The sequence below is a fragment of the Amycolatopsis anabasis genome, assembly GCF_009765355.1.
Lineage (GTDB): Bacteria > Actinomycetota > Actinomycetes > Mycobacteriales > Pseudonocardiaceae > Amycolatopsis > Amycolatopsis anabasis.
This window is the reverse complement of the sequence record NZ_VTHK01000074.1, coordinates 1-13,331: the sequence shown is the minus strand read 5'-3', so window position 1 is coordinate 13,331 and position 13,331 is coordinate 1. Positions and strand designations below refer to the sequence as shown.

General features: G+C 68.5%; 11 protein-coding genes, 1 tRNA gene and 1 pseudogene. 4 read left to right on the top strand and 9 right to left on the bottom strand.

The annotated features are described in order from the left end of the window. Window positions 1-19: 19 nt before the first annotated feature. Window positions 20-334, bottom strand: coding sequence for a hypothetical protein (locus FXO23_RS45285; RefSeq protein ID WP_158894247.1), 315 nt, complete (start codon window positions 332-334; stop codon window positions 20-22). 169 nt (window positions 335-503) lie between these two features. On the opposite strand from FXO23_RS45285, the gene FXO23_RS45280 reads away from it, so the two are divergent. Further along, window positions 504-580, top strand: a tRNA-Ala gene (locus tag FXO23_RS45280). Between the two features lie 894 nt (window positions 581-1,474). Here FXO23_RS45280 and FXO23_RS45275 read toward each other — a convergent pair. From FXO23_RS45275 to FXO23_RS45255, 5 genes are all read right to left on the bottom strand, one after another. After that, window positions 1,475-1,933: a hypothetical protein gene (locus tag FXO23_RS45275; RefSeq protein ID WP_158894245.1), complete on the bottom strand. Its 459-nt coding sequence runs from the start codon at window positions 1,931-1,933 to the stop codon at window positions 1,475-1,477. 32 nt (window positions 1,934-1,965) lie between these two features. Next, a complete protein-coding gene (locus FXO23_RS45270; protein ID WP_246258454.1) occupies window positions 1,966-2,583 on the bottom strand; it encodes a TetR/AcrR family transcriptional regulator in 618 nt (205 codons plus the stop codon). 161 nt (window positions 2,584-2,744) lie between these two features. After that, entirely contained in the window at window positions 2,745-3,356 is a 612-nt protein-coding gene (locus tag FXO23_RS45265; protein ID WP_158894243.1) for a TetR/AcrR family transcriptional regulator, read from the bottom strand. Window positions 3,357-3,368: 12 nt separating this feature from the next. Then, entirely contained in the window at window positions 3,369-4,715 is a 1,347-nt protein-coding gene (locus tag FXO23_RS45260; RefSeq protein WP_158894240.1) for a cytochrome P450, read from the bottom strand. 163 nt (window positions 4,716-4,878) lie between these two features. Further along, window positions 4,879-5,418 carry an SgcJ/EcaC family oxidoreductase gene (locus tag FXO23_RS45255; RefSeq protein ID WP_218952356.1) on the bottom strand — a complete coding sequence of 180 codons (540 nt, stop codon included), beginning with the start codon at window positions 5,416-5,418 and terminating at the stop codon, window positions 4,879-4,881. A 117-nt stretch (window positions 5,419-5,535) separates the two neighbouring features. Here FXO23_RS45255 and FXO23_RS45250 point away from each other — a divergent pair, with 117 nt between their 5' ends. Next, entirely contained in the window at window positions 5,536-8,454 is a 2,919-nt protein-coding gene (locus FXO23_RS45250; protein ID WP_158894237.1) for an ATP-binding protein, read from the top strand. A gap of 509 nt (window positions 8,455-8,963) precedes the next feature. Here FXO23_RS45250 and FXO23_RS45245 read toward each other — a convergent pair. From FXO23_RS45245 to FXO23_RS45235, 3 genes are all read right to left on the bottom strand, one after another. Beyond that, window positions 8,964-10,217, bottom strand: a complete 1,254-nt coding sequence (locus tag FXO23_RS45245) for an FAD-dependent monooxygenase (protein ID WP_179957061.1) — start codon at window positions 10,215-10,217, stop codon at window positions 8,964-8,966. Between the two features lie 279 nt (window positions 10,218-10,496). Further along, window positions 10,497-11,099: an alpha/beta hydrolase gene (locus FXO23_RS45240; protein WP_218952355.1), complete on the bottom strand. Its 603-nt coding sequence runs from the start codon at window positions 11,097-11,099 to the stop codon at window positions 10,497-10,499. Between the two features lie 578 nt (window positions 11,100-11,677). Beyond that, on the bottom strand, window positions 11,678-11,857 hold the full coding sequence (locus FXO23_RS45235) for a hypothetical protein (RefSeq protein WP_158894235.1): 180 nt from the start codon (window positions 11,855-11,857) through the stop codon (window positions 11,678-11,680). 263 nt (window positions 11,858-12,120) lie between these two features. Here FXO23_RS45235 and FXO23_RS45230 point away from each other — a divergent pair. Both FXO23_RS45230 and FXO23_RS45225 read left to right on the top strand, forming a co-directional pair. Beyond that, window positions 12,121-12,528: pseudogene (locus tag FXO23_RS45230) on the top strand (transposase); the annotation flags it as partial. 124 nt (window positions 12,529-12,652) lie between these two features. Next, complete coding sequence (locus FXO23_RS45225) at window positions 12,653-13,144, top strand: transposase (protein WP_158894232.1); 492 nt, start codon at window positions 12,653-12,655, stop codon at window positions 13,142-13,144. The last annotated feature ends 187 nt before the right edge of the window (window positions 13,145-13,331 follow it).

Genomic DNA, 13,331 nt, shown 5'->3' with positions numbered 1-13,331 from the left:
TGCCTGGCCGTCATGGTGGTCATGGCCGCTCACCGGCCTCACGGACCCGGTAGAGCAAGCTCGCCACCGCGCCCACGACCGCGGTGTCCCACTGCGCGAGCCACTCGATCACGCGGCGGTCGTACGCGCCCAGCTCGACACCATCGAGCGGTTCCTGCAACGCGCGCACCCGGTCGGCGTGCCGCCGCGCTCGCCACTGCTCCAGGGACTCGCCGGCCCGGCGGTGATCGCTTCGATCGCCCGGATCGGTGTCGAACGGCGGCCGGATCCGCTTCGGCGCGTGCTTCAACGGCACGGCGACGACGCGCGAGTGGCCGGTTACTTCTTGTAGCATTCAGGGCCTCCAGTCCCGGGGCTCCGTCTCACACGCGTCGCACGAGACCGGCCGAGCGAGACGGCGCGGCACCGGCCGCGCGTCTCACACGCGTCTCACAGAACGTGTGGAATGGAGCGGGTTGGAGGCGTTGAGGTGGAACTCTCTAAATGTTCCGACCACACAGATCGGACTGTGAAGGTCCCCCGGAGCCATTTACCGTCACTGGCAGTGAGGGGGTCAGGGGTTCGAGTCCCCTTAGCTCCACCGTTTGCATGATCGCCCGACACTGTGGAACCCGCAGGTCGGGCGTTGTTTTTAGGCGTATCGAATATCGGTCCATTGTGGACTTCGCTTCGGTTGTCGTTCAGTAACTGGAGCAAGTCTGGAGCACGGCGTGACCCCGTTTGATATGGGGTCACGAAAACTGCTCCAGGCGGTTCGCGCGGCCGGGTGGTTGTGTCGAGGTTTCTTCGGGGCGGTGCTTACTGGGTGGGTGGGCTTCTCTGGTTGCGGGGTTATTCCGCAGTGGGGTGGTGTGCTGGGAGCTGTGCGGTCGAGTTCAGGCTTGTTGTGTTGTGCGAGTGGGTCGTGCGTGTCCGGTGTGGGGCAGGCGGAGGCGAGTCTGTGTTCGGAGGTGGCGGGAAGTCGCGGTCTGAGTGCGCCGTGTGCGGATTGGGTCGGTGCTGGTGCGGTTGACGGCGTGGCGGGTTGTCCGTGGGGGCTGGTTCGACGTGGGGGCCGGTTGGTTGTGTGCTTCTCGGCGGTCAAGGGCTTTTTATTTCATTTTGTGGGGGCCTGTGATCGAGTGTTGTTTTTGGTTATGAGTGTGATGGTGTTGTGTATGGGATAGATTTGGTGTGCTTTAGTGGTGCGGTTACCGGTGTGGCCACGTGGTGTGAATGTTGGGCTCGTTTGTCGAGAATCTGTGGTGGTGTGGAATGGGCTGGGGCCGGTCGGGGACGGGTGCACTATGACGCCCCTCGACCGCGCTGTGCCGCCTCGACCTTCCCCGCCGAGCGGCAGCACCAGTACCTTCAGTAGAACACCTGTTCGATCATATTGGCAACCCTGGTGCGGCTCTGACCTGCGGTAATCGCGTGATCACGAGGCCTGCGGCTGGGTCACCCGGGTGGGTTGCCAGTCGGGCGGCAACGGCGTTCATGTGGTTGTGGGTGCTGATGGTTGCGGGGTGGCCGGTTTGGTGAACCAGCCGGCGTAGGTCAGCAGCAGGCCGAGCAAGCCCAGGGCGCCGAAGAAGAAGCGGGCCACGAGCGTCGCGGTGGGCGAGAGCATGGTGGCGTCGACGCCCGACTGGATCGTCGTGGGAGTGGCGATCAGGAGGAATCCGCGCAAGGCGACGAACCAGCCGAACAGCGACACGGTGACCGCGAGCGGGCCGCGCCAGCTGCGGTGTCCGCCGATGATGACCAGCCCCGCGCCGAGCATGAGGGCGCCGAGCAGCCACACCAGGACGGGCTGGGCGAACAGGTCGTTGATGAGCCCTTGCAGGGCGGGCAGGCGGATCGTGTAGACGATGGTGAAGGTCGCGACGTAGGGGCCGATGACGCGGGCGAAGGCCCGGGTGCGCTGCTGCGCTTCGACGCTGGCGGTTGACACGCTGTTGCTCCTTTTCTCCCGGTCTGGCCGGGCTATTGGTTGTCGTCGGCGGTGTGCTGCTGATGCGCAGTGGGCCGGTATCCGGCCTGGTGGAGCACGGCACGCAGGAACTGCTCGACGTCGTCGGTCGTGCTGGTGTCCGGCCGGACGGCCAGGTGCTGCCAGACCGCGCCGGTGAGCAGGTCCAGCAGAACGTCCAGGTCGGTGTCCGCGGGCAGCTGCCCGCGGGCGCGGGCGCGTTCGAGCACGTCTCGGCGGGCCTGGTCGCGATGCCGGCCGAATCGGTCGTGGTAGGCGCGGGCGAGCTCGGGATTGTCCTCGATCGCGCCGTAGAGGCGCCGCAAGAGACGGCGTTGGCGCGGATTGGCGAGGACGTAGGCCCAGCCCGCCAGCAAATGCTCGACGTCGCGGATTTCCGGCGTTTGCGGAGGATCTCCATATGCGGCCTCGACCGCGGCGATCAGCAGCCGGGTCTTGTCCGGAAAGCGCCGGTACACGGTCGCCCGGGTGACACCGGCGCGCCGGGCCACCTGCTCGATACTGACCGCCTCCGCGCCGCGCTCGATCAAGAGTTCCAGCGCGGCGTCCAGGATGGCGGCGTCGGCTTCCCTGCTCCTCGGGCGGCCGGGAGCGCGATCATTGGTACCCACACTAGTTACAATACAGTACAGATCTGTATTGTAAAGATCGCCTACGTGGCTCGTGCTGCCCGCGCTCCGGTCTGCACGAATGCATCGACGTCCTGGTCGACCATCAACCAGTTCCGTCGTGCGCTGACCGCGGGCCGTCGGCCACCTCCAGCACTTCGACGCTAATGCGCGGCGATGTGTCCGGTGACGATCACGCGGACGGCGTGCCGCAGCTTCTTCCGGTCGTCGCCGTTGAGGAAGGGGCGGGCGAGCGCGTCGTAGAGGAGTCCGTCGAGTTGGGCGACGAATATGCGAGCGGCTTCCCGCGGCGCGCGGATCCCGGCGGCTCGCATGCCGGTCGCGGCGCGGTCGAGGAGCAGCCGATTGGCCGCGGCCAGCTCCGGTCCGAGTTCGGCGCGTCGGGCGGCGTCGAGATAGAGCTCGAGCCGGGCGAGGGTGCGGTGGCGTGCCGGGCCGAGCCAGTATTCCAGCAGATCGGTGAACAGGTCGACGATCTTGGCGCGCTGTTGTGCGGTGTCGACGCGCCATCCGGTGACCGGGATCGCGGCCAGCATTTCCTGGTCGAGTTCCAGGATGCGGTCCAGCACGGCGCGGAGCAGGGCGAGGCGGGTGCGGAAGCAGCTGCTCGTGCTGCCCGGGGGCAGGCCGGATTTGGCATCGACCGCGCGGTGGGTCAGCCCCCGCAGTCCCTCGGTGGCGATCACCTCGATCGCCGCGTCCGCGGCGCGCTGTTTGCGGGGGGTGTCCCGCGGTCCGGGCTTGGCTGGGCTCATGCCGGGATCGTGCTACATCTGGGATGGCGCGGACACTTCGGCACGCAGGCCGCGGCGTGGTCGCATCGAGATCATGCTTGCGGCACGAAGACGCTGGGCGGGCAGCGTGAGCGAGGTTCGAGCGAGCAGGCGAGCGAGCATGACGGTCAGCTCGGTGGTGGCCATCGTCGCGCCGATGCAGCGGTGCGGCCCGCCGCCGAAGGGGAGGAAGTGGTGCGGCGCGGGCTTGCGGTAGTCCGGGTTGCCTGGTTGCCAGCGCTCCGGCTGGAACCGCAGCGGGTCCGGCCACAGCTCGGGTAGGCGGTGGGTGACGTACGGGCTGATGACGACCGAGGCGCCCGCGCGGATCCGCCGTCCGCGGTACTCGAAGTCCTGATCGACCTTCCGGCCGACCACGGTGACGGCCGGGTACAACCGGAGGGTTTCCTGCACCACGCTGCCCAGGTAGGTAAGCCGTTTCAGGTCCTCGGGCGCCGGACGCCGCCCGCCGAGCACCTCGCGCACTTCCCGGCGCGCGGTGTCCCACACGCCGGGGGTGCTGAGCATGGCGTAGACCGCCCAGCCCAGCGTGGCGCTCGTGGTCTCGTACCCGGCCACGATCAGCGTCACCACCTGGTCGCGGACCTCCTGGTCGGACAGCCTCTCACCGTCCTCGTCCCGTCCGTGCACCAACGCGGTCAGCGCGTTGGCCGCGGTCGTGTCTGATTCTTGCCGCACCCGGCGGATCTCGGTGTAGATCCGTTCGTCCACCCGAGACCGGGCCGCCATGGCCCGCCGCCACTGCGGGGTGCGCAGCCGTTGCTTGCCGGCCACCGTCTGCGGCAGCCCGTCACACAGATCCAGCAACCGTTGCAGCTGCGTGCCGAAGAACTCCGCGTCGGCGGCGAGGCGCGGACCGAACAGGGTGTGCAGCGTGGTGCGCCGGATCGCCGTGCGCATGTCCTGATAGACATCGACGACCTGGCCGGGACGCCAGGACTCGATCATCGCGTCCGCGTTGTCCGCCATGGTGTCGAGGTAGGCGGCGATCTGCCGGTGATGCATGGCGGGCTGGGCCAGCCGGCGTCGCTGCCGGTGTTCGGCTCCGTCGCTGAGCAGCATCGACGTGGCGCCGTCGACCGGGATCAACCAGTCGAAGGCGTCACGCCAGCGGAACAGGTCCGAGTTGGCGAGCACGAACTGGTTCGCGTCGGGTCCGAGCAGGTAGGTGTAGCCCCGCCGGCCCCGGCCGACCGGTACCACCGGACCGAACATGCGATACAGCGCCAGCAGGAACTCCGCCGGTCGGTACCGCACCGTGTGGTCACGCGACCGCGGCACCGAGTAGACGTCGCCGGTCGCTCCCGCAATCGAGGTCATTCGGACCCACCTCCCGCAAGGTTGCTACACCTGTAGCGAACCCGATAATATCGCACTCCTCCTGGTACGCCTAAGCACCAGTTCTTCGTTCATATGTCCATCTTCCCGCCGAACACGGAGCAGGCATGTACGCCGAACTGTCCACTCTGGACGAAGTCGCCCACTACGAGCCGGGGCCGCCGCCGGTCCTGATCCGGCTGTTGTGGAACGACGTGCACAGCCAGTTCCCGGCACGTTTGACCGCTACCCTGGTCTGGATGGACAGGTCCTCGGCACGGCACTGCCGCGCATCGGGCTGAAGCACGCACATGCCGCTGGTGATGATCAGGGCGACGTCCGGCGTGACGAACCGGACGGTCCGCTTCTCCGGTGTGGACCAGCGTGTTCCCTTCATGAACGTGTCGAATCCCTGCTGGAAACTTTCCGCGATCGTCGCCCTTCCGTGGAGGTGACCTCCCATCCAGTCGACGAAATCGGCGTCCTCGGTGAAGGTGGCGGCCCATGCCGTGCCGTCTCCCTTCGCCCACGCTTCGGCCTGTCGTTCGTCGAGTTTCGCGAGCGCGGTCTCGTCGTCGGCTCTGCTGTCCTGCGCGGTGCTGTCGTCGCCGCACGCGGTGACCATGGTCAGGCCGAGCGCGAACAGGCCGAGCACAAGACGAAAGCCCGAGCGGCTCCTGCCCGGCTCCGAGGTGACTGGCTGCACCGGGTACTCCTCTTCTCTCGTGGACGCTGCACCCTCTCGGCGCCAGTTCCGATCTGGCACCCGCCACGACCGGCCACGCGGGGCCGATGAACGGCAATCGCCGTCGTGGGACCGGCTGTGCTGATCGGCAGGGAGCATCCGCTTCGCCTGCTGCGCGAGGAGGTCGACCGGTGCCTCGCCGGCCGTGGTGGCGTGGCGCTCGTCGCGGGTGAGGCCGGGATCGGCAAGACGACGCTGATCAACGCGGTCGCTACGGGCGCCGAGCACGCGGGCGCCCGGGTGCTCGGCGGCGCCTGCTGGGACGGCGAGGGCGCCCCGGACCACTGGCCCTGGACGCAGGTGTTGCGCGAGCTGACGCCGCACTCGCCTGCGTTGGACGGCGAGCACGGATTCCGGCTGTACGACGCTGTCATGAGCGTGCTGGTGGCCGCCGGCCGGGAGCGTCCCCTCGTGCTCGTGCTGGAAGATCTGCACCGGGCCGACCCAGCGTCGATCAGGTTGCTGGAGTTCATCTCCCGGCACGCCGGGCGCGAACCCCTGCTGGTGCTGGGCACCTACCGGGATGTCGAGGTCGAGTCAGCCCAGCATCCGTTGCGAGCGGGCTTGCTGTCCGTGCGGGAACAGGCGACCGCGCTGACCCTGACCGGTCACGAACCGGCCGAAGTCGCCATCCTCATGGCACGTGCGACCGGCACGCGGCCGTCGCCGGAGGCCGCCGCGCGGCTGCATCGCCGCACCGGCGGTAACCCGTTCTTCGTGGTGCAGACGGCGCGGGCGGCACCGTCCGACCCGCACATCACGCCCGCCGTGCGTGCCGCGCTGTCGCACCGGCTTTCCCGGGTTCCACCCGAGGTGCTGGAACTGCTCACCGCGGCCGCCGTCCTCGGCAGGGAGTTCGACCGGCGACTGCTGGTGGCCACGCTGGCGGTGTCCGGCGAGCGGGCCGGCCGGCTGCTCGACCACGCCGTGGCGCTGCGGCTCCTGGCGCCGCGCGAAGCCAACCGGTTCGTCTTCGTGCACGGCTTCGTTCGCGAGCTGCTGTACGACTCGCTGGACGAGACCGGCGTGGACTACCTGCTGACGGCCGCCCGCGCGACGATGGGCAGGCCCGCCGCGGCCGGGTATCTCCGGCGAGCGCTGCAGCTCCTGCCCACCGGCCAGCGGCGCCGACACGCGCTCGTCCACCTCGACCTCGGCAAGGCCCAGCACTACGCCCGCCGGCAGGCTGACGGGCGGCACACCTTCGCCACGGTCGTCGCGCTCGCCCGCGAACTCCAGGACGACGACCTGCTGGCGCGCACCGCGCTCACCTTGTACGGGCTGAGCCATCCCACCAGAAGGGAACGGTTCACCACCGGCGTCGTCGACGAGGCGCATCGACGGCTCGTCCGCGCAGCCGCCGGTCCCGCGATGTCCTTCGACCGCGCGGCGGCGGAGATCAGCGCACGCGCCGCGACGATGGCCCGGCGCGACAACGACGACACGGCACTCCAGCTGAGCCTGCTCAGCCGCCACGACACCATCCTGGGACCGGGCACCGCGCGGGAACGGCTCGCGATCACGGACGACCTGAGCGAGATCGCGCTGCGCACCGCCGATCGCGAACTGGACTTCCGGGCGACAAGGCTACGGATGACCGCCCTGCTCGAACTCGACGATCCGCAGTGCCTCGCCGAGTTCGACGCCTTCGCGACACTGGCCACGAGCCCGGAGCCTTCCCCTCTGCGCTTCGAAACGTGCTGGAGCCGGACGACCTTCGCCACCCTGCGGGGCGACTTCGCCGAGGCACGCGCGCTCATCGCCGAACTCGGCGCCCTCGACCCGCCCTATGCCGACAGCGCGAGCGTGGCGCGTCACCTGCTGTGGGCGGTGGAGCTGACCCAGGGCCGCATCGACGAGGCCGACACGGTGCTGGCGGGAATCATGCGAGCGGATCACCCGTGTCCCGAGCTTGTCGCCGCCTGCACGGCCGCCGCACGCGGCGGGCTCGACGAGGCACGGCGGGTGCTCGCCGACACCCCGGCCCACCATCCCGAACTGCCTGGCCTGTTCGTGCCGCTGTGGTTGAGGGCGCGGGCCCAGGCCGCGGCGACCACCCGCGATCCGGGGTGGTGCGAGCAGGCCAGGGCCGCGATCGAGCCGTATCGCGGGCAGTGGGCGGTCACCGCGGGGGCGACGGTGGACGGCCCGATGGTGTACTGGCTCGCGGTACTCGACGCCGCCCAGCAACGATGGGACGACGCGATCAGTGGGTTCACCGCGGCCTGGCGGGCCGCCGAGCGGCTGCAGGCGCGACCGTGGTCGATCGAGGCACGGTTGGGACTGGCCGAAGCCATGACCGCCGGCGCGGGCTCCGCCGACGACACCGCGGTGACCACCCTGCTCGACGGCGTGCGCCGCGACGCGGACGCGGTCGGCATGACCCAGGCCGCAGAGCGAGCCGGCAACCTGCGGCCCAGAGGTTGCACCGCCGCACCGCCGCCGTCCGGAAACGAGTTCCGGCTCGACGATGAGGTGTGGACCATTCGGTTCGCCGGTCACACCGTGCACCTTGCCGACGCCAAGGGCCTGCGAGACCTGCACCTGCTGCTCCAGTGCGCGGGACACGACGTGCCCGCCGTAGCGCTGTTGAACCCGGAAGGCGGCGCGGTCGTGGTCGCGGCCCGCAGCTTCGGCGGCGACCCCGTGCTCGACCGGGAGGCCGAAATCCGCTATCGCCACCGGCTCGGCCAACTCGACGAGGAGACCGCCCGCGCCACCGACCTCGGCGACGACGCACGCGTGGCCGAACTCGATCGCGAACGGGACGCGTTACTGAACGAACTCCGCACCGCCGCGGGGCTCGCGCACCGGCCCCGCCGCCTCGGCGACCAGACCGAACGGGCCCGCAAGGCGGTCAGCGGCCGAATCCACGCCGCCCTGCGCCGGATCGACCAGCGGCACCCGGCGCTGGCCGAGCACCTGCGCGCATCGGTCACCACCGGGAGCACCTGCCGGTACCGTCCCGCAACGCCGATGGACTGGGTGTTGCGATGATAACGCGATCCGCTACACATGTAGCGACTTTGCGGCAGGGCCCTGGAGGCAGCCAATGAACCTTGACAGTCGGAGCCGGGGTACGCCGGGCTGACCACCGCACCCAGCCTGGACCGCTGCAACCCCGCCTGCGCCAACATCGCCCGCACCGACAAACGCACCACCGACGCTCGCGCTGAGATCGCCCGGCTGCACGCCGAGGCTGACGACCCGCTCACCGCCATCCCGCTGGCCGACCGGCTGCAGCAGCGAGTCCGAGTCCTGGAGGCGATGGTCGAAAGCCACGAGAAGACACGCATCACCGGCAGCGGAAGGAGAGGCCGTGGACAGCCACATCGAACGTGAGGCGATCACCCAGGCCATGGCCCGGCTGTTCGCCGGAGAACCGGTCCGCTCCTCCGGAAACCTCGGCATCGTCACCCTCGCCCAACGACCTGACCCGACGCCTGAACGAGATTCGCCGGGAACGCGACAACTACCGCACCACCCATCAGCAGCGACCGGATCAATCACGACGCATCAAGCTCTGCCGTCGCCGTCGCCGGGTCGGCGCAGCCGTTCGGCGGGTAGTCGTCGACTGTCATGGAGTTGTGGACACGTGCGGTCTTGGTGGTGAGGCGGAGGAGGGCGCGGCTGGGCCCGGCGGGCAGGGCGGAGATCAGGCGGGCGCCGTGCGCCAGTCCCTGTACGCCGAGGCGGGACATGGGGATCAGGGTCTTCGCCGCGCTCAGCGCGGCCGTGCGGCTCCCGCGCACGTGCTCGGCCATCGCGCGCTCGTAGGCGAGGAAGGCGCGCTCGTGGTCGCCGCCCGCTCGCGCCAGCTCCCCGGCGAGAACGTATGCGCCGACGATGCCCAGGGTGGTGCTGCCGCCGACGGCCGGTCCGGGGCAGTAGCCCGCGTCGCCGACGAGCGTCACCCGTCCGCGCGACCAGGTGTCCATGCGGAGCTGGGTGATGGAGTCGAAGTAGAACGTCGAGGTGCGCTCCAACTCCTCCAGCCAGCGATCCACGTCGGGATGAAGGCCGACGAACCTACCGCGCAGCAGCTTCTTCTGCCGGGGTACGTCGCGGTGGTGGTAGTCGAGTTCGCGCTCGCTCCGGAACAGGAACAACGCTCGTGCCTCGTCGAGGTGCCGCGCGCCGTAGATGCCGGCAGTGCGGCCGATGCCGACGTGGATGAGGAGTTCGCCGTCGAGCCCGGAGGTGTTGGGCAGGGGCAGCACCCCGAGGTACGCCCCGATGAAGGCGCTGAAGCGGGATTCGTCGCCGAAGACGAGGCGGCGCACGTTGGAGTGCAGCCCGTCCGCGCCGACGACGAGGTCGAAGCGGCGCGGCGTGGAGTTCTCGAACCGCACCTCGCCGTCGGGTGAGATCGCGGTGATCGAGTCGCCGAAAACGTACTCCACGTCGTCGCGTGCGGCGTCGTAGTAGATCTCGCTCAGGTCGTCGCGCATGATCTCGACGTGCCGGCCGGAGGTGGCGCGGAAGATCTTGGAGAGATCTACCCGGACGGGACGTCGCGTGCCCTCCCGGTACAGGGTCATCCGGTTCGCGCCAGTGGCCCGCTCCTCGATGCGGGGAAGTACGCCCATCTTCTCCGAGATGTTCATCGCGGGCTGGTACAGGTCGACCGCGTGGCCGCCGGTCTTGCGCAGAGCCGGCGCGCGCTCGACGACGGTGACGGAGAAGCCGTGTCTGGTGAGCCAGTACGCCAGTACCGGGCCAGCGACGCTGGCGCCGGAGATGAGAATTTGCACGAGCATTCCTCCTGATTTAACGCTAAGTAGGTGCCAGTTGTTCATGGCCGTCGAGAACGCGGCCGGTCCCACACAGCCCGGGCCTTGGCCACTCGCGATCACTTCGGCCTGTTGCGCAGTTCGTTGACGGCCCGCACCAGACTGAGCGGGCCACGAAAGACCGGGGCAGCCACGGATTCCCCTAACCCAGAAGACAAAATGGATGTCGCCGGTGAAGGCCAAGAGGGGCACGGCGGTACGCGCCGGATCCTCGAGGTTGGGCGAATGCCCGACACCGGGCGCATCTCAACTGTCGCGCCGGGAACAGCGCGGTAGTCGCCGGCGGAGGACGGGCGCCACCGCGCTGAACACGGAGAAGTCGATGGCGCGGAACTGGTCCACGTACGATTGGGGGATCTCGAAGCCGGGGCGGAATCCGTCGCTCATGGCCTGGCGGATCTGGTCGTCGGTCAGATCCGCCCACGATGCCGCCCGGATGGGGACCTCCTTCGCGATGTAGGCGGCCATGTCGGGTCCGGTGCTGATGAGTACGAGCGCGGTCACCAAGCCGGGTCGTTGCTCGGCGAGGGCGGTGGCGAACGCCCCACCACTGGAGTGGCCGACGACGATGACGTGTTCGACGCCAAGCCCGTCCAGTGCCGCGCCGACCCGGCGTGCCTGGTCCGGGACCGCATAGCTCGCGCCGTCCGGTTCGGTCGACTGGCCGCACCCGAGAAGGTCGATCCGGATGACGCGATGGGACCCGGTCAACAGCGGAACCATCGGGTCCCACCAGCTGGCCGGCGCGGCCGTCCCGTGGATGAGCAGGAGTGCTGGGGCGTCACGCGGGCCGTCCCGACACACGTGAATCCCGCCGCTGTGCAGGGCTTTGTCGTTGGAAACCGTCATGCGTGCACTGTCACCGCCGGTGCGTGCCGGTGGCTTGGACAAATGTTCCGACCGGCGTGCGTGGCAGGGCGGAATGGGGCCCGGCTTGTCCGAACGGGACCTGCCTGAACGGGACGACGCGGTGTTGTGGGACATCACCTGCCCGAACCGGCCCAGCCGCGCGCCCGGTGTCTCCATGGCCGGGTTCCGTGACCGCGGCATCACCCCGACGAGCAGGACGCCACCGGCCCTAGTTGCATGGCTAGCTAATTTCACGGATGGCTAAATGCATGGCTGATCGACTGAGCACGACCCTCGCGGCTACAGCACCTGGAGCGTGATCATGACTAACGCGCCTAGCTAGTGGGAATGTCCCGCAGTGCGTTGCCTGCTGGTCAACCAAGACGGGGTCGACGCGCCGGGTCGCCTCTCGGCGTGTGGCGCAACGCGGCTCCAGCCGTACTGGAATTCCGCGAGGGCAAAGGGTGAGGCCCGGGGGACACGGCGACGCGTCGACCACACGGTTCAACACACCCAGGCGCCCGGATGTTCCCGCGGCGGCCGCGCCGCCTCGAGCCGGTGCGGCCAACAGGGGCGGCTCAGGATGATCCCCTGGTCGACTTCAGCTCGTTCTGAACTTGTGCGGCTTGGTCCTTCATCGTCTGGGTGATGGGGTTGCCCACTTTGGCGTTCGAAATCGAGTCAAGAAGACTGCCAAGGAGACCGCCCGTAGGGCCGGTGAGACTTCCAAGCACGCTGCCGAGACCGTTGTCAGGCATGGCACATTCCTCCCCTGATTGTTGCGCGTAATCATCCGATCACGCTTGGCTAGCCTCAGTGGAGCAGACGGCCCGGGGACCGAGCAAGCAAAGTCCTCTGTATGACGGTCGCTCACACGTGCCCGGAAAACTGCTCCAGCGCTCTTCGGCGGTGACCTACCTCTTCGAGGGGGCACCGTGCTGGATGGGACACCCGTGTGGCTGTTTGCCGCCGCCTTCGCCTTACCTGCCACAGTGCTCACCGCCGGGCTGCACTGTGAGTGATGACATTCGAGCTTGTGAGTCCACGCGAGAGTGAGTCCAAGACGGGCCGGGAGCTGTCGGCGGAGCAGGCGGCTGCGGTGGCGATGGTGGCCGAGGCCAAGGCGCGGGGTCTGGCGTTGACCGGCCCGGACGGTCTGCTGAAGTTGTTCACCAAGAGCGTGCTGGAAACTGCTCTCAATGAGGAGATGACCGAGCACCTCGGGCACGAGAAGAACCAGGCCGAGCCGGACCGGGAATCATCGAACGTGCGGAACGGCACCCGATCGAAAACGGTGGTTCCGGATGCCGCTGGCGAGGTTGAGATCAACGTTCCGCGGGAGCGGGAGAGCACGTTCGAACCACAGATTGTGAAGAAGTGGCAACGCCGGCTCACCGATGTGGATGAGATCGTGCTGTCGCTGTATTCGTAAGGGATGACGACCGGGGAGATCTCGGCGACCACCTTGACGGGCCGGTGCGCTCGAACGGGCTTGCTTCGTGCTCGCCGACTGGCACGCCGCGAGACGCCGACTGTCCGAAGTGGAGGCCCGCATGGCCGACGTCCTCGACCAGCTCAATCTCACCAGCCTGGTCACCACCATCCCCGGAGTGTCGGCCGTTGGCGTGGCAGCGATCCTGGCCGAAACCGGGGACCTGACCCGCTTCGACAGCCCACGCGCGGTAGTCGAACACGCCGGGCTGTGCCCTCGTGAGAAGCAGGCCCGCCGTCTCCTCCCCAAACTCGGTTGCACGCTGTCGGCCCAACAACCCCATTGCCAGCTACATAGAGCCGAGGAACCGGCGAGCCCCCGATCCCACTCGACAAATTCGTCTTACATTGGTGCCGGGCCGAAAGCACCGATCTTGGAACAGTCCCCAGCTCGGGTTGAGCTGGCTTTCCCGCGCTTACCAGCCTTCGCATGTGTACGGCCGGACATCGGGCAGCTCAACGTTCGCCGCCCGGGCCAGCAGATCACCGCCGCGAGACTCATCTGGTTGGCCCGCAGTTCCTTGTCACGGACCGCCGGAAGCTGGCTTGAGTAAGCGGAGAAGCCGATCAGGTGTACGCAGCCGAACGTCGTTGACGAACACGTACGGAGCTTTCGCACCGGGCTGGAGCAGGGGGCACGTGGTCGACACCCCCTTCGTGCGTGAACCAACCCACGATGTGGATGAACCGCCCCGGGTTCGGTAGAGACTCGTTACTGGGGTCAGGCGACCAGGCTTGTCA